Genomic DNA, 15,122 nt, shown 5'->3' with positions numbered 1-15,122 from the left:
AATCTAAGGACTTGTTTTCCAAAAGAAAACAAGTCCTTTTTTGTTTCTGCGGCAGCCTTTCAGCTTTTTTTCAGTTTCTTGACCGGATGATGACATGGGGGCGGAGCTGTTTCCTTTTAATATGAAGATAACCTTTTAAAACAGTAAGGGGGCTGAGGAAATGGATGGTAACAAGACGGCCGATCTGCTTTGACGCGGCAGGAAAGGAGGGGAAAGAACATGGAATTTTCTGATGTTGCTTACGTTCCGTTGATTACAGGATTGGTTCAAACGGTAAGGTTTCTCGGCATTCAGAAACGATTTCTCCCCGTTTTTGCAATTGTTTTCGGAATTTGCGTATCGCTGCTTTTAACCACGGGAAACTGGAAGGAAGACATGACGATCGGAATCTGCCTCGGATTGTCATCAGTCGGCTTTTATTCAGGTTCAAAAAACATCTTAAAATCATCCAATAAGGAGGAATTCGAACATGAAGATATATTTGGATCCAGGACACGGCGGAAGTGATTCGGGAGCGACGGGGAACGGTTTGGCGGAAAAGAATGTCACATTGGCTATCGCGCTGAAGATCAATGATATTTTGTTGACAGAATATAGAAACGCCGAGACGCGGCTCAGCAGGACAACAGACAAAACGGTTACGCTTCAGGAGCGGACGGATGACGCCAATTCATGGGGTGCCGACTTGTTTGTTTCCATTCATACAAACGCCTTTGACGGTACGGCTTACGGATATGAAGATTATATCTACAGCGGCTTGTCCGATGAATCAGTCACCGCTCTTTACCAGCGGATCATTCACGAGGAAGTGATCAAACTGAACGGTTTACGGGACAGGGGGATGAAAAAAGCGAACTTTCATGTGCTCAGAGAAACCGTTATGCATGCGATTTTAACGGAAAACGGATTTATCGATCATCCTGATGATTCTGCAAAGATGAAAAGCGCCGCCTGGATCGAACAGACCGCAAGAGGGCATGTCAATGGGATTGCCAAGTGCCTCGGCCTCGCGAAAAGCGGCACATCATCTTATCAATTAACAGTGGATGGGGGACAGATCGGGACTTATCAAGAGAAAGCCGATGCTTTGCAGGTGATTTCCTCGCATTGGGGAACATTTCAAACGGCAATGATTGAAAAGCGATAATTGATAAAAAGAATCCATTTTGACTATATGGGCATCAAAATGGATTCTTTATTTTGGAGGCTCCTTTTTTTCACTTCAATGCCTGCTTGTGTCTGTCGATTTGCACCCGGTTTTCTTTTATATGTTTTAACAGGGCGACCATTATAAATCCGCCCGGCTAGCGCCAGGAAAAAACAACAACCGGAAGCAGGCGCGATTTTGCCTGCTCATAACCAGATCAGAACAATTGCTTCATCAAAACAGTTGATCGTATGTATAACGATTAAACAAGGCTCCCCGCCCAAAAACCGCCGACGCAGCACGCCATTGTCAATATGATGTAGGCCGCGCCCGCCTTCAGCCGTTTTTCTGCCAGGAGCTGAACGGCTTCAACACTAAAGGTTGAGAAGGTTGTAAATCCCCCGAAAAAACCGGTTCCGATGACGGTGGACAGCATCTGCTGCTGGATGTCGAGGCTGACGAATATGCCGAGCATAAAAGAGCCGAGAATGTTAATGATTAAAATGCTTGCCGGAATGCAGGCATTTTTGAATTTGGAGCCGATGATATTGCCGAGCCAAAATCTCAGGACTGAACCGATGCCCCCCGCAATCATAAAACCCGCAGTCATCATGAGGTATAGCGCTCCTTTTTTTGGCCTGCCTGTCCGCCGATCCGATTCCCTAACACAATTCCAATAAAAGCAAGGCAGATTCCGGAGGCAAGCGATGCCGCCAAATATAAAACGCCGTTATGGAGTGCTGCGGACTGGAGGATCAGAGCCGTTTCTTTTGAAAACGCGGACATTGTCGTATAACCTCCGCAAAAGCCTGTTCCTAAACATAATTGGATCAGCGGTTTTTTTGCCCTGGATGAAAAAAAGCCCGTCAGCAGACCGAGGAGCAGGCTTCCTGATGCATTTTCTATAAAGGTCGGCCAAGGGAACCAAGCGCTTCCCGCACTCATGTTGATCGCATAGCGGCAAAGTGAACCGAGCGCTCCCCCTATGAATACGGCTAGATATGATTTCATGCTTTTCCTTCTTTCTTAAAGTAATCCGGATAATCGGTAATGATTCCGTCAATGTTCCAGCTTTGCAGGCGGCGTCCGGTTTTGCGTCCGTTAACCGTCCATGCAAAAACCTTCATATCATGGCTGTGAGCGGATTTGATCAAAAATGAACTGAGCATCGTATGTTTCAGGCTGACATAGCGTGCAAATGAAGAAATATGCCGGAGGCGGCCGTACGGCAGCATTCCGAACCGCGGTCTGATCAAAACGGCGCCTGGTATCGAAGGATAAAGGTTATGAAGCGTCATGATGGCTCCGGCGTCAAAGGATTGCACGATCGTGTTCGCCGAAGGGCCGAGCCGGTCAATCAGCCGGCCGATCGCTTTTTCAATTCCAGGCTGTGTTTTGGAAGACTTGATTTCGATGAGCAGCCCTATTTTATTGTGATACTTGTGAAGAACCGCTTCAAGATCGGGAATTTTTTCGCCCTGAAAGGAAGGGCTGAACCAGCTTCCTGCATCAAGCGTTTCAAGCTCTTTCATTGTAAAATGCCGAACAAAGCCCGTTCCGTTTGTCGTCCGGTCCACTTTGTCATCATGAATAACCGCAAGCTTTCCATCCTTTGTCAATTGTACATCCAGCTCAATAAAGCCGGCCCCCAGCTCTCGTGCTTTTTCAAAAGCGGCAAACGTGTTCTCCGGGGCGTAAGCTGAGGCTCCGCGATGTGCGATGATGTGCAAACATGTCAGCTCCTCTGCAAAAAATCTTTCCATAACAAGGATACCCGAAGTGCTGATGCAAGTAAATCAGTTGTCTTCGAATTGTAAAACATTCTGGGCATAACGGGCTGCTGCCATGCGTATCGTTTAGAAAACTACAAAAGGGTTGCGACAAATTTCGTCAAAAATAGTCCAAAAGATTCATTTGCGGAATATTCGGATATTTTATAATGGAACAAAGGAGGCGAGATGATGGGTAAAGGGAGAATTAAAGTGGAAGAACGGATTAAGATCGAAACCGATGCTGAAATGTTTAAAGCGACTCTCCTGGATCAAACACAGTCTGCGAAGAAAAAATAGCAGTATAGCCCGAATCAAATGTCTCTTGGAACAATAACATACGATCGACAAAGGCTGCCGAAAATATCGGCGGCCTTTTATGCGGAGAATAGGAATCCTGACGCAAAAGCAGGAAAATCCTCTTCCTCTTCCGTCCATAACCGTCCTGTCACATTTTGCCGCGCAATAAAATGAGAAATTTTTCGAAGCTTTTAGTATAATAAATGCTTGACAGCGATATAAGGAGAGAAAGCGATGTTTACACAGTACTTGACAATGGAGTTTGCCGGTCAAATCGGAATCAGCATCGGCATCCTGCTTTTATTTTTCTTATTGAGAAAAATCTTTACGAAGTATTTGTTTAACCTGATTTTAAAATTAACGCATAAACCGAAAACCGATTTTTTTAATCAAGTGGCGGTTGCATTTGAAAAGCCGGCGAGATGGTTTTTTGCCATTCTCGGCATTTATTTGGCCATCATCTATTCGCCGTTTTTTGATGCGCATATGGCGATCGTCCATAAGCTGTACAGGGTATCCCTTGTCATACTCGTTGTGATCGGGCTTTATAATGTAACGGCTTCGTCTTCGGTGCTTTTCCATAAAATCAACAAGCGGCTGGAGCTTGACATGGATGACATTCTTGCGCCGTTTTTGTCAAAGATTCTCCGCTTTGTCATCGTGGCCCTCGGAATCAGCATGATTGCCGGAGAGTTTCATTACGATGTGAACGGTTTTGTCGCCGGCCTTGGTCTTGGCGGATTCGCTTTTGCTCTTGCGGCAAAAGATACCGTAGGAAACTTTTTCGGGGGAATTGTCATCATCATGGAGAAGCCTTTTACGATAGGTGACTTTATCGAAACAAAAATCGTGATCGGGACGGTCGAAGATATAACATTTAGAAGCACAAAGGTCCGCACGGCAGGGGAGGCTCTTGTCACAGTGCCAAACTCTGTGCTCGCCAATGAAGCGATCATGAACTGGACAAAAATGAGGAAGCGTCAAATCACGTTCTCGCTGCATATCGATCCGTCAACACCGCGGGAAAAGGTCGAAAGGTGTGTCCAACGGTTCAGGGAAATGCTGCAAACACATGAGGGCGTACATCCGGATGTGATCATGGTCAACCTCGATGTATTGCAGGATACGTATTTAAGCATCTTTTTTAACTTCTATACAAATACGACCGTATGGGCCGAAAATTTAGATATCAGGCAGGATATTAACTACCGGATTATCGACATCATGAAGGAAGAGCAAGTCGAGTTTGTTTCTCCCGGACACAGCCTGTTTGAATTGCACGATATGAAAGCCGCTCTCGAAAACCAAGCTTGATGATCGTTTAAAAGGGCAGGGAGGGACGCCAGCATGGATAAAGAAGCAGAAACGTTTTTGGACTTGATTGACAACGCGCGGCGGATCACCGTGTTAACGGGAGCCGGAATGAGCACCGAATCCGGAATTCCCGATTTTCGTTCAGCCGGCGGGTTATGGACGGAGGATATGTCAAGGATGGAAGCGATGAGCCGCGATTACTTTGAACGGTATCCAAAGCTCTTTTGGCCTAAGTTCAAAGCGCTTTTTCAAATGAAGATGACCGGTTCGTTTCAGCCGAACGCAGGACATTTGTATTTAGCAGAGCTTGAGAAGCGGGGAAAAGACGTGAGGGTGTTCACACAGAACATTGACGGGCTTCATGTAAAGGCGGGAAGCCGCCATGTCTATGAGCTCCATGGCTCCATTCAAACGGCAAGATGCCCTAAATGCGGGGCGGGCTACGGACTGGAACACTTATTGCGGGAAGAGGTTCCGAGATGCAGCCGCATCAATCAGAAGGGGGAGGCTTGCGGTTTTATATTGAAGACGGATGTCGTGCTGTTCGGCGACCCCGTGCAGCATTTTGACACCCTTTTTGACATTCTCGCCGACTCTGACCTGCTTTTGGTAATCGGCACCTCGCTTGAAGTGGCTCCTGTCCGCTTTGTCCCAGAGGAAGCGCATCTGATCCCGGGTTTAAAGAAAGCCATGATCAATCTTGAAAAAACCCCGTACGATCACTTGTTTGATGTTGTCATTCACCGCAAGATCGCAGAGTTTACCAAAGAAATAAGCGGTTAAAAAAGGCGCTTCCCGGAGGGAGCGCCTCTTCATTTGTTTTTTCGAACTGCGCTGTCTTGACTACACATCCGTTCGGATTGATGGCATCTTTCACTTTTATGACGCCATATCCCGAGAGATGCCCTGACAACGCATTCGATTTTTTTCAGCGGTCGTCCTTCAGGCTGCATCTGGCTGAACCGAGCGAAAACGTATCAGAGAGCCTGTTCCTCGCCGTTTCAAAGCGCTGTTTTTACCGTTGCAGCCGTTTCTGTCGGTCCGCCCGACGGGACGTCAAGACAGCGATATTCCGCGAACGCCTCCATTATCAGCTGATGAATGATGGTACGTCTTTTTCATTTTCATTTCAGGTTTATGATGACCTCTTCCACGGTTTTATCGTAAATCTTTATAATAAAAAACGGTTGCTTCCAGACTGCCGTCCGCCGACTCTGCATATTCAGGGATCCGCCCAGCTTTGGCAAATCCGAGTGAAGCATACAGAAGATTGGACGGGTCTCCCTCCCTTGTATCAAGAACCGCCAAAGATCTGCCTTCCTGTTTTGCTCTTTCGAGGATATTTTTCATTAATAAGCGGGCGACGCCTTGCCGCCTGAAGGAGGGGGCCGTCATTAATTTGCAGATCTCGGCTCTGTGGCATCCGTTTTGTTTCATGCATAAATGCAATTGAACGGTTCCTGCAATTTTGCCATTTTGTTTGGCGATCAGCAAAATCACGCCGGGCTGCAATACGGTCTGCCAGTATTCTAATGCATCCGTCCGCTTCAGCGGAGGCAGAAAGCCGACTGAAGCTCCTTCGTCTGTGACTTGGACGAGCAGATCTGACAGGGTATCGATATGGCTATCAAGCGATGTCAATTCTTCAATCTCCATCTGAACACCTCATTTTATATCAATCTATCTACCTAATATAGTCTAAGTTTTTTTGAGTGCAACGAATGTGTCAGAAAAACTGACCAGCTTCAAAATAAAAAAAAATCCCCTTAAAAAAGGGGATCTTGACATTGGCTATTCGTGAACTGGCGTCATTGATTCATCAAGGGTTGCAAATGAATACCCCATGTTTTTCAAATTGGTGATCAATAGCGGCAATGACTGAACAGTTGAAGGAATATCATGCATTAAAATGACAATCGGCTGTTTTGTGTGCCGGTTTTTGATGATGTTCAGCTGGTTCATCACTTCCGGGACATATCTTTGGTTCCTGTATTTCCAGTCAAGACTGTCGATATTCCAATCCCAGTAAATAAACCCGCTTTTCTTCAATCTCTTCTTTTGAGCCTCAGTCAGCGACGGTTTGCTTCCGTACGGCGTTCTGATCAGACGGGTTTTCACTCCTGTAATGGACTTCAGCGTGTTTTGTGCCTGCTTCATTTCCAGATTAGGAGAATTGGCGCCTTTATAAAACTGCTTCTGGTCATGGGTCACCCCGTGAAGCCCGAGTGCATGGCCCTGCTGCTTCATATTGAGAACGGCTTTGCTGTGAAGCTTCATGTTTGGCTCAAGCATGAAGAATGACGCTTTCACATCTTGTTCGTCCAAGATCTCAAGCAGCTTTTGGGTTGCCGCTGAAGGCCCGTCATCAAAAGTCAAATAAACCGTTTTTTCCTGCTTTTTTTCCGCCGCTTCTTTTTTCTGTTCTTTTTCCACTTTGCGTTTCGCGATTTCCTGCTTCGTACTCAGGTGGTCGAGAAGCTTGCCGTGTGTTTCTTTTTTGAGCGGAATGCTGTCCCCTTCATGCCTCATTTCACTGTTTTCCGACATGGCCAGATCTTTTTTGCCGGATGCGCCGGGAGATTGCGATAAATCCCAGACGTACAGAAGAATGAGGAACAGAATGGCAAAACATGCTGTTTTCGTCAGCAAATAAGGCACTGAAGGCGCTGTTTTTCTTGAATCTTGGCGCATGTGACTCTCTCCATATCATTTCTTAATCCATTATGAATAGACTGCTAATCTCATAAAATAATGGACCACAGTGTTTAAGTATACAGGATTGGAAAGAAGTTGAATACCGGTGCCGCAAAATTTCTAGCAAATGTTAAGGAAAAATGCTGAATGATGGAGGATGCTGTCGTCCAGCGGCCAAAAACCGCTTTGATGAAAAGGAAAAGTTTTTCGAAATCTTACACTATTTAGAATGAAACCGGCATGTTAGAATGGAAGGGAGAAAATCGAGAAAACCAACTAAAGAACAAGGGGATGGAGAAATGAAGGTTCTTTTTAACGGCCGACTGATGGAACGGAGCGAGTGTGCAGTTGATATTGAAGACAGAGGCTACCAGTTTGGGGACGGAGTCTACGAAGTGATCCGAATTTACAACGGAAGCCTTTATACGCTTGATGAGCACATCGCCCGTTTTTTTAAAAGCGCGGCGGAAATCGGCATTGTCCTGCCGTTTTCAGAAGCTGAGCTGAAAGGGGAGCTGAAGGGGCTGATTAAGGCCAACCAAGTGGACGACGGGGGGCTTTATCTGCAGGCGACAAGAGGAACGGCTCCGAGAAAGCATCAGTATAAACCAGGGCTCACCCCTCAGGTGACGGCTTATACGTTTCCGATCAAAAAACCTGTGAACGAACAGGAAAACGGTGTTTCCGTCATAACGGAAGACGATCTTCGCTGGCTGAGATGCGATATTAAGAGTCTCAATCTGCTGTACAATGTCATGATCAAACAAAAAGCGCACGAGGCTTCCTCATTTGAAGCGATTTTGATCCGCGACGGATTTGTGACGGAAGGGACGTCTTCGAACGTTTATGCCGTCAAACAAAATGTCATCTATACACACCCTGCGTCAAATCTCATTTTAAACGGTATCACACGGAGAACCTTGTTGGAGCTGTTCCGAAAAAACGGCTGGCAGCATGAAGAAAAAGCGATAACAAAAGATGAACTGATGAATGCGGATGAAGTGTTTATTTCATCGACGACAGCAGAGGTCATTCCGGTCACCGTTATTGACGGCCAGAATATCGGAACGGGGGCGCCGGGACCGCTCACAAAAGAAGTGCAAAAAGCCCTGCAAGACAACATTTTGTCAGAGACAGCAAAAGTGCTGTAAAAAGAAAACGCCGCTTCCGCAGCTGGAAACGGCGCTTTTTTCATTGTTTTCGAAATCCGAACAAAATCGAAAAGATCGGTGATAGATAAAGAAAAAACACAAATGGCAAATAGTCAGTGACAGGCACGCCGAGCGCGCTTGACATGAACGCGCCGCTGACGCCCCACGGAATCATCGGATTTACCAACGTTCCTCCGTCCTCGAGCGATCTTGACAAATGTTTCCGGTCAATTCCGAGCTTATCATAAAGATTTTTAAAGGATTGTCCGGGAATTAAAATCGATAAATATTGCTCGCCTGTCAGCAGATTCATGGCGATGCTTGATGAAACCGTTGAAAACACAAGGCGTCCTTTTGATCGAATCCCCTTTATCACGCCTTCAAGCAGGCTTGTAATCAACCCGGTTTTTTCCATCAGCCCGCCGAGCGCAAACGCGATGATGATTAAGGAGATGGAGCCCATCATCGACTGGAGCCCGCCGCGATTCAGAATATTTTCAACTGTTTCGCTTCCTGCTGAAAACACCGGTCCTTTTTGCATCGCCGATAAGAATGAGGAAATGCCGGCATCTGGCTGGATCAATGCGGCGATGATACCCGCCGACACGATCCCCGCAGCGAGAGACGGAATAACGGGCATCCGTCTTACAGCCAGCACGATCACCAATAAAGGCGACAAAAGGGTCCAGAAGCTGATATCCACAGTATTTTCAATTCCATTTACAATCGATCGAATGTTATCTATTGATCCCGATGTGATGGTCAAGGACCGTCCCATAAAAAAGAACAGCAGAACGGTGATCAACAGAGCGGGTATCGTGGTTCCCGTCATATGTCTGATATGCTTGAAAATCGGCAGCTCACCGACGCCTGCGGCGAAATTAGTCGTGTCGGATAAGGGGGACATTTTATCCCCGAAGCAAGCTCCGCAAATAACGGCTCCGGCAACCCATGTCAGGGGGATTCCGGCGGCGGAGGCAACGCCGATTAAAGCGACACCGATCGTGCTTACCGTCGTAAAGCTTGAACCGACAAGAGAACTGATAATCAGACAGCTGATTAAAGCGGTCAGCAGCAAAAATTGCGGTTCGATGATATTCAAAGCGTATACCGTAACCGTCGGAATCGCTCCGCTGTACTCCCAAACACCGATTAAAATCCCGATCAGCGACAGGACAATGAGCGGCTGAACGCCGCTGCGAATGCCAGAGACAATCCCGTTTTCAAGGTCCTTCCATGTGAAGCCCTGCAGGACGCCGACAACCGCTAAAAATCCGATGCAGATCAATAAAGGCATGTGCGGATCTGCATGAAAAACAAACAAACAGATAAAAATGATCAATAAGATCGAAAAAAATAAAAAAGCCGATATGGAAAACGATAAGCGTTTCTCGTTGGACAAATCATACACCTCATTAAGAAAATATCATTCTTTAATACTTTTATGCTTTTGTGCGTAAACGTATTATAACAGAAAAAAAGAAGAATGACCTAAATTAAAATATTTCAAACATTTTTCATTTCTCTTTTTGAAAGCGCTCACTTCTTTAGATATAATAAGCTCAGGCAAGCATAATTGATTGTGTGCATGCCTGCACCGAATCGTTTCAATATAGGAGGAATGAAGGATGTCCAGTACGATCCGAAATTGCCGGTTTTTAAATGAAGAAGCGGTTTTGCTGGAAAATGAATATTTGGAAGCCATACTTGTGCCAAGCTGGGGAAGCAATCTGATTTCATTGAAGTGGAAGCCTGCCGGAATGCATCTATTAAAAACGCCCGAAACAAAGGAAGAATATCACGCCAATCCATGTTTGTTCGGAATTCCAGTCCTTTTTCCACCGAATCGGATCGATCATGGAACGTTTACTTATGAAGGAAAAACCTATTCACTGCCCATCAATGAAAAACCGCTGCAAAACCATTTGCACGGATTTCTTTATGATAAAGCGTGGACGCTGGCGAAAGCGGAGGCTGAAGGAAGGCGCGGAATTGCGCAAACCGTGCTGAACGCCGGCAAGGATCCTGATATCCAGCGAATCTTTCCGCACTCATTTTCGATCGCGATCACCTATACATTGGAAGAACACGATTTACATATCGACGCGTCTGTTGTCAATCATGGTGAAGAGCCGATGCCGCTCGGGCTTGGCTATCATACTTCATTCCGCTATCCGTTTAATCATGAGGGGGATAAAACGGAATGTGTGTTTTCACTTCCGGCTTCGAAACATTGGGATCTGTCAGACCGGATGCTTCCAACAGGGGAATATAGCGAGACAGACGGTTTCAAAGCAGGGAGAACGGCGGCCGGAGAACGTCTGGACGATATGTTGGCGGCCGAACACGATCAAGCTGGAAACAGCACGGCCGAAATCCGCGACCGCCTGGCCGGCATCCGTCTCAGCTATGAGGGAGACAGGCATTTTAAACATTGGGTCGTCTATAACGGAAAGACAGATCACGAAGACTTGCTTTGCCTTGAGCCTTATACATGGATGACAAACGCCCCGAACCTTGATCTTCCGGCTGATGTCACCGGTTTTCGGGCTTTGGGTCCGAATGAAGAGCTGACAATGAGAAGCAAAATCACGATCGGCGGAATGTAAGCGTTCATTCCGCCCAGAGTTTGGCTCAACTTCATCTCAAATCCTGCAAAGAAGATTCCAACTATGTATCAGCAAGTTTGCCGGGTTTACACGTCCAATGTTAATGTTCCCGGCTTTTCTGATTCATTTTGGATATTCCCAAGAGTGAAAAGCCATCAGCATCCGCTGAAATAAAAAAACAAACGATCATGAAAACGGCCCCGGTCAAAACGATGGGCCGTTTGTACTCCTGTTTCATTGGAGTCGCCTAAAATTTCCGCCTTATCGTAAAACAGAACGATCAAAACATGCAAGTTTTAAGGAAACGGGTGAGGATGTTGATTCAGTTCATCGAATGTCAGCGTCTCTTTTCTATAGCCAAGCTTTGCCGGCACTGTCAAAACCCGTTCAAGACCGGTCAAGCGGGTGAGGCGGTGCCCGAATGTCATCGGCAGCATGCCGGGAATCAGCACTTTCACACAATACAAGCCATTTCGTTTTGTGACCGGCGATGTTTGGTCAACAACGATCACCTCAAGGTTCAGTCGGCGGAATGTTTCGAGAAGCTCTTCAAGATCTTTTTTTAAATCCAGGTTGTTTGTCTTTTGCTTGAACGCTTCTTGAAAGGTGGTAAGCGGCTGATTTTGCTCCAACAAAAACCGAAGGCGCTCCTCGGCTTCCGGCAAACCGTACAGCAGGCTGTGTTCCTCCATTTCCCGAACGAGAAAAGGATTGTGGAGCATCTCTTCATATTTGTCTCTTTCGGCCTCGAGTTTTGCGTCATGCTTGAACATCATCCCCGCAAGCTCATGTAGTGCGCTTTTGACCGCTTTAGAGGGATCTGGATGTGCTCCCGCAGAGCAAATAAGATTCAAGCCATGCTGTTTTCTGTTTTTGGCGATCGCCCAGATGCTTGGAATGCCGTGCTCCATCGTTGAATTAAACACATACAGGTCATATCCGGCCACGGCGCGCACCCGCTCAATCATTAATCTCAATTCCTCGTCTTCGCATGAATGAAGCTCAATCTGGCGGAGAGGAAGTCTGGCAAACCAAGTCAGCAAAAAGGAATCCCGTTCAACAACTTCTAAAATGGCGTGGAAAATCGCTTCTTCCAGAGTCCCGCCCAATGCACATCCATTCGACGTTTCGTAAACAAAGCTGTCTTCACGGCCCAGGCTGTAATAGGCGAGAGATTCGGGAACCAATATCGGCCGCTTTTGCATAAAAGAATAGCCCCATACCCAATCAAGCGGACGATTTGGATCAAATGGCTTGAAAGGAAAATCAGGCTGTTTATACTGTTCTTCATCATGGAGTCCGGCGGTTCTTGGGTCTAGCGCCTGATCTTTGAGATTGCGGTAGCAATCATAGATTGCCGTCCGTTTGCCGCGGGGCTCGATTCCGGAATAGCGCTCCAAGCCCTCTAAAATAGCCGTTAATTCACTTTCCTCATAGGAATGGCTTCGCCCCCCGACACCTTCGCTTCCTATCCATAAAGGCATATTGACGATCATATCGGCAAATGGCAGGATGGCATCAAATAATTTTCCATTGAAGATTCCCGTCCTGGGATCGAGGTATTCTTGTCTCAGCACATCTTGCAAATCATCTGTCCGCCGCGTCCGGTAGCTGCCCGGCCCCGTTTTTGGAGCCGGTTTAAGCGAAATCAGGGCCGATTCCGCTGTATCGTCAGGCAATCGGCCGCAGACCTCACAGAGCGGTTCAGGCATAACAGAGTGTAAGGAGCAATCCAATGTTTTGAAATTGATCAGCCACAGCTTGTTTTTTAAACGGCTCCGGCCATTCTCCATCATGTTTTTGATCTCTGTACAGATCAAGCGGACCATATGGCGGCATCCTGCCTGAGATGCCCAGGGGTCACGGTGAAAATCCCTATTTTGCTGCATGAGCATCCGCATTTCTGTGCTGTCGGGGCCGGTGATGAACCGCCTCATATCAGCGCAGCTGGAGCAGCCGGCGTCCTCCGGACACACAAGGGGGCCGATGACACCTTCACCAAATGAAACAAAGCCGCGAAGCCATGGAATTCCCGCTGGCCTTAATATGGCTTCCGCCTCGTGATATACGGACGGGCGCCAGGCATCATGCACGATAAGAACAAGCCCGGTTTCCCCGGGAATTCCCGCCTTAACATCAGGCTGGCGAAGCACTCGATACCGGCCGGATAATTGTTTTGACACATCATCTGCGATCATGCCTTCCCCAACAAGCAAAATACAGCGTTCCATCAAGCCTCCTCCTTTTTTAACCGCACAGCATAGATGCCTGCGAGTGCTTTTTCGAAAAAAGGCTCAGCCGGCACATCATAAACGAGCAGCTGTAACCCGTTGCGTCTGATGCTTTTCAATGCCGTATCGAGCAGTTGTGTGTGGTCTTCACAAACCGGGATGTCGAGCCTGATCTTGTTTTCCGCTAAAATGACAGCGGCCTCCTCAAGCGGCCGTGTGTTCATGAGCGCCTGTTGCAGTGCGTTTCTAAGCGCCAATGTTATATTGATTCCCGCACTTCCATACCAGCGGCCGCACACACCTGTCCATACAACTGGAAAGCCTGATATATCCTTTCCCAAGCCAATCTCAGGTGTGCCGTGCATGATAGACAGCGCATTCAAATAAAATGCGGCTCGTTTATCGTTGATCATGCCGATAGAAAGAGGAGAGGCCGTTTCTCCTCCGCTTTTTGCCCGCTTCTGCAATTCAGCGTCAAGCGACTTTTGCAATCCCCGCAGCACGCTTTCAGCGATCGTTTCTCCTGTTCCGATGCCTAAGAAACCATCCTCAATGACAGAGACATCCGCCAGTTTTGCCCCATACATTTCAATGCCCTTCAGTCCGGCTTCTCTGCGGGCCTCCTCATGGGTAAAACCGGAGCAGACCGTCTTCTCCAAAAGCTCGGCCGGTCCTTCTGAGAGCGGATTTGCAGCTTGAACGAAGCATTGGGAAAGAGGGAGCTGCTTCAAGTGTTTTTCTTCCCATAGGCGGAAAATTCCCGCTTTTTCCGATGTCAGCTGACTGAACAATTGAAAAAGCCGTCCTTTTTCTTTCGGTTTGGAGCGATTTTGCACCTTTGCTTCAATATCGCGAACCAATTCAGCCATGCCGCCGTCGGAGCTGACGAGCGGATGGGGGAGGAATGGGCACCAGACTCCTTCAAGAGTGGAGAGGTCGACAAGATAACATTCATTTCGCTTTGTTAATGAAGCAAGCCCGGAAACCGTTTTAAACAATTCAAACACAATGACATTCGCCAGCATGTCTTTTCCAGCCGCAGGAAAGGTGTCAACCTTCCGCTCCTCCTGAAGCGCCGAACGGTGAATCCGCCGCCATGCCGATTCAAAGCATCCGTCGCCGTCTTGATGCACGAAAGGGCCTGCCAGCCCGATCTGCTTCAGACAGACCGCGGGAAATAAGCGTTTCTTTTCTTCCCTGCAAACGCTTTGAAGCGCAAGAAGTTTCTCCGGATCGTCAATTTCTGAAGCATATAAAATCCAATCACAGGATTTGACGGCTTCCCGCCAATCTTGTACAGCAGTCAGCTCGATCATATCGCCATCAGCCTGTCTTGCATAAGCCTCCAGCTCCTCTAAAGCTGTCTGATGGTCAGAGCGTGCTTCTGTAAAAAAAACATGAATTTTGGCGAAACCGGATTCAGCCAATGATCTGACCAGTGAAATGAGAAAAGAGCCGGAGCCGGCAGCCAATATGTTTGCCTGGCGGCATAGCTGGAAGCGATAAGCGCCCGAATCTGCGAAGCTTTCTATAAATTCAATTTGTGAAGCATATTTCTTGAGTACGTTCTCCTCTAATTGATGCGGGCGGTCCCGGCTTACGTCCCGAACAAATCCGTTTTTATACAGCATCCCTCCAATATCAAACACTCTGTCACGGTAGGGTGCGGGCAGTCCATTTGTCAATTCTTCCAGTGTATGTTCACCATTGAACATCGGCAGCAATTTTTCTATCCATTGATAAATGGACGCCCCTTTCATACGAAACGATCCTGAATTATTTCGAACATACACGCCGCCAGCCGGGTCCGGAAGAAAACATGTATCCTGTTTCACCTTCAGGCGGGCGGAAGCGGTCAGATTCGTCATGCTGTACCTCCTTTAGATCATCTTAAAACAAGACATACC

Annotated in this window: 15 protein-coding genes; 7 read left to right on the top strand and 8 right to left on the bottom strand. The window is 47.3% G+C overall.

Going from position 1 to position 15,122, the window contains the following annotated elements; genetic code table 11:
* Positions 1-219: 219 nt before the first annotated feature.
* Positions 220-507 carry a hypothetical protein gene (locus tag BTR1S_RS12435; RefSeq protein WP_006636637.1) on the top strand — a complete coding sequence of 96 codons (288 nt, stop codon included), beginning with the start codon at positions 220-222 and terminating at the stop codon, positions 505-507.
* The gene (locus BTR1S_RS12430; protein ID WP_029419059.1) at positions 470-1,147 is read left to right on the top strand and encodes an N-acetylmuramoyl-L-alanine amidase family protein; all 678 of its coding nucleotides are present in this window, start codon (positions 470-472) and stop codon (positions 1,145-1,147) included. The genes BTR1S_RS12435 and BTR1S_RS12430 overlap by 38 nt, the downstream gene beginning before the upstream one ends.
* A gap of 262 nt (positions 1,148-1,409) precedes the next feature.
* Here the strand turns inward: BTR1S_RS12430 and crcB are convergent, their stop codons facing one another.
* The 3 genes from crcB to BTR1S_RS12415 are packed head-to-tail and all read right to left on the bottom strand — an operon-like array spanning position 1,410 to position 2,877.
* Positions 1,410-1,760 carry a fluoride efflux transporter CrcB gene (gene crcB, locus BTR1S_RS12425; RefSeq protein ID WP_029419058.1) on the bottom strand — a complete coding sequence of 117 codons (351 nt, stop codon included), beginning with the start codon at positions 1,758-1,760 and terminating at the stop codon, positions 1,410-1,412.
* The gene (locus BTR1S_RS12420; RefSeq protein WP_029419057.1) at positions 1,757-2,158 is read right to left on the bottom strand and encodes a fluoride efflux transporter FluC; all 402 of its coding nucleotides are present in this window, start codon (positions 2,156-2,158) and stop codon (positions 1,757-1,759) included. Before BTR1S_RS12420 ends, crcB begins: the two co-directional genes overlap by 4 nt.
* Positions 2,155-2,877 (bottom strand): glycerophosphodiester phosphodiesterase, encoded by a 723-nt coding sequence (locus BTR1S_RS12415; protein ID WP_029419056.1) that lies wholly within the window; start codon positions 2,875-2,877, stop codon positions 2,155-2,157. The genes BTR1S_RS12420 and BTR1S_RS12415 overlap by 4 nt, the downstream gene beginning before the upstream one ends.
* A gap of 231 nt (positions 2,878-3,108) precedes the next feature.
* On the opposite strand from BTR1S_RS12415, the gene BTR1S_RS22535 reads away from it, so the two are divergent.
* The 3 genes from BTR1S_RS22535 (at position 3,109) to BTR1S_RS12405 (ending at position 5,313) form a co-directional block, all read left to right on the top strand.
* Positions 3,109-3,216: a YhdX family protein gene (locus BTR1S_RS22535; RefSeq protein ID WP_006636642.1), complete on the top strand. Its 108-nt coding sequence runs from the start codon at positions 3,109-3,111 to the stop codon at positions 3,214-3,216.
* Positions 3,217-3,450: 234 nt separating this feature from the next.
* Positions 3,451-4,530, top strand: coding sequence for a mechanosensitive ion channel family protein (locus tag BTR1S_RS12410; RefSeq protein WP_006636643.1), 1,080 nt, complete (start codon positions 3,451-3,453; stop codon positions 4,528-4,530).
* A 33-nt stretch (positions 4,531-4,563) separates the two neighbouring features.
* A complete protein-coding gene (locus tag BTR1S_RS12405; protein ID WP_006636644.1) occupies positions 4,564-5,313 on the top strand; it encodes an NAD-dependent protein deacylase in 750 nt (249 codons plus the stop codon).
* 375 nt (positions 5,314-5,688) lie between these two features.
* On the opposite strand, the gene BTR1S_RS12400 is transcribed toward BTR1S_RS12405, so the two are convergent.
* Both BTR1S_RS12400 and BTR1S_RS12395 read right to left on the bottom strand, forming a co-directional pair.
* Positions 5,689-6,186 carry a GNAT family N-acetyltransferase gene (locus BTR1S_RS12400; protein ID WP_029419055.1) on the bottom strand — a complete coding sequence of 166 codons (498 nt, stop codon included), beginning with the start codon at positions 6,184-6,186 and terminating at the stop codon, positions 5,689-5,691.
* Between the two features lie 135 nt (positions 6,187-6,321).
* On the bottom strand, positions 6,322-7,221 hold the full coding sequence (locus BTR1S_RS12395) for a polysaccharide deacetylase family protein (protein WP_006636646.1): 900 nt from the start codon (positions 7,219-7,221) through the stop codon (positions 6,322-6,324).
* A 302-nt stretch (positions 7,222-7,523) separates the two neighbouring features.
* Between BTR1S_RS12395 and dat the strand changes: the two genes are divergently transcribed.
* Positions 7,524-8,375, top strand: coding sequence for a D-amino-acid transaminase (gene dat / locus BTR1S_RS12390; protein ID WP_006636647.1), 852 nt, complete (start codon positions 7,524-7,526; stop codon positions 8,373-8,375).
* Positions 8,376-8,415: 40 nt separating this feature from the next.
* Here dat and nhaC read toward each other — a convergent pair whose 3' ends face one another.
* A complete protein-coding gene (gene nhaC / locus BTR1S_RS12385; RefSeq protein ID WP_006636648.1) occupies positions 8,416-9,777 on the bottom strand; it encodes a Na+/H+ antiporter NhaC in 1,362 nt (453 codons plus the stop codon).
* A 226-nt stretch (positions 9,778-10,003) separates the two neighbouring features.
* On the opposite strand from nhaC, the gene BTR1S_RS12380 reads away from it, so the two are divergent.
* Positions 10,004-10,984 carry an aldose 1-epimerase gene (locus BTR1S_RS12380; protein WP_006636649.1) on the top strand — a complete coding sequence of 327 codons (981 nt, stop codon included), beginning with the start codon at positions 10,004-10,006 and terminating at the stop codon, positions 10,982-10,984.
* Between the two features lie 296 nt (positions 10,985-11,280).
* On the opposite strand, the gene BTR1S_RS12375 is transcribed toward BTR1S_RS12380, so the two are convergent.
* Both BTR1S_RS12375 and BTR1S_RS12370 read right to left on the bottom strand, forming a co-directional pair.
* Positions 11,281-13,215: a TOMM precursor leader peptide-binding protein gene (locus BTR1S_RS12375; protein ID WP_006636650.1), complete on the bottom strand. Its 1,935-nt coding sequence runs from the start codon at positions 13,213-13,215 to the stop codon at positions 11,281-11,283.
* Positions 13,215-15,083 carry a putative thiazole-containing bacteriocin maturation protein gene (locus tag BTR1S_RS12370; protein ID WP_029419054.1) on the bottom strand — a complete coding sequence of 623 codons (1,869 nt, stop codon included), beginning with the start codon at positions 15,081-15,083 and terminating at the stop codon, positions 13,215-13,217. Before BTR1S_RS12370 ends, BTR1S_RS12375 begins: the two co-directional genes overlap by 1 nt.
* Positions 15,084-15,122: the final 39 nt, after the last annotated feature.

The sequence above is a fragment of the Bacillus sonorensis NBRC 101234 = KCTC 13918 genome (assembly GCF_001592005.1).
GTDB classification, from domain to species: domain Bacteria; phylum Bacillota; class Bacilli; order Bacillales; family Bacillaceae; genus Bacillus; species Bacillus sonorensis.
The sequence above is the reverse complement of the archived record's forward strand: the minus strand, read 5'-3'. Positions and strand labels throughout refer to the sequence as shown.

Coding starts and splice junctions, on each gene's coding strand:
- BTR1S_RS12435 (WP_006636637.1), top strand. CDS start 220: ATGGAATTTTCTGATGTTGCTTACGTTCCGTTGATTACAGGATTGGTT.
- BTR1S_RS12430 (WP_029419059.1), top strand. CDS start 470: ATGAAGATATATTTGGATCCAGGACACGGCGGAAGTGATTCGGGAGCG.
- crcB (WP_029419058.1), bottom strand. CDS start 1,760: ATGATGACTGCGGGTTTTATGATTGCGGGGGGCATCGGTTCAGTCCTG.
- BTR1S_RS12420 (WP_029419057.1), bottom strand. CDS start 2,158: ATGAAATCATATCTAGCCGTATTCATAGGGGGAGCGCTCGGTTCACTT.
- BTR1S_RS22535 (WP_006636642.1), top strand. CDS start 3,109: ATGGGTAAAGGGAGAATTAAAGTGGAAGAACGGATTAAGATCGAAACC.
- BTR1S_RS12410 (WP_006636643.1), top strand. CDS start 3,451: ATGTTTACACAGTACTTGACAATGGAGTTTGCCGGTCAAATCGGAATC.
- BTR1S_RS12405 (WP_006636644.1), top strand. CDS start 4,564: ATGGATAAAGAAGCAGAAACGTTTTTGGACTTGATTGACAACGCGCGG.
- BTR1S_RS12400 (WP_029419055.1), bottom strand. CDS start 6,186: ATGGAGATTGAAGAATTGACATCGCTTGATAGCCATATCGATACCCTG.
- BTR1S_RS12395 (WP_006636646.1), bottom strand. CDS start 7,221: ATGCGCCAAGATTCAAGAAAAACAGCGCCTTCAGTGCCTTATTTGCTG.
- dat (WP_006636647.1), top strand. CDS start 7,524: ATGAAGGTTCTTTTTAACGGCCGACTGATGGAACGGAGCGAGTGTGCA.
- BTR1S_RS12380 (WP_006636649.1), top strand. CDS start 10,004: ATGTCCAGTACGATCCGAAATTGCCGGTTTTTAAATGAAGAAGCGGTT.
- BTR1S_RS12375 (WP_006636650.1), bottom strand. CDS start 13,215: ATGGAACGCTGTATTTTGCTTGTTGGGGAAGGCATGATCGCAGATGAT.
- BTR1S_RS12370 (WP_029419054.1), bottom strand. CDS start 15,083: ATGACGAATCTGACCGCTTCCGCCCGCCTGAAGGTGAAACAGGATACA.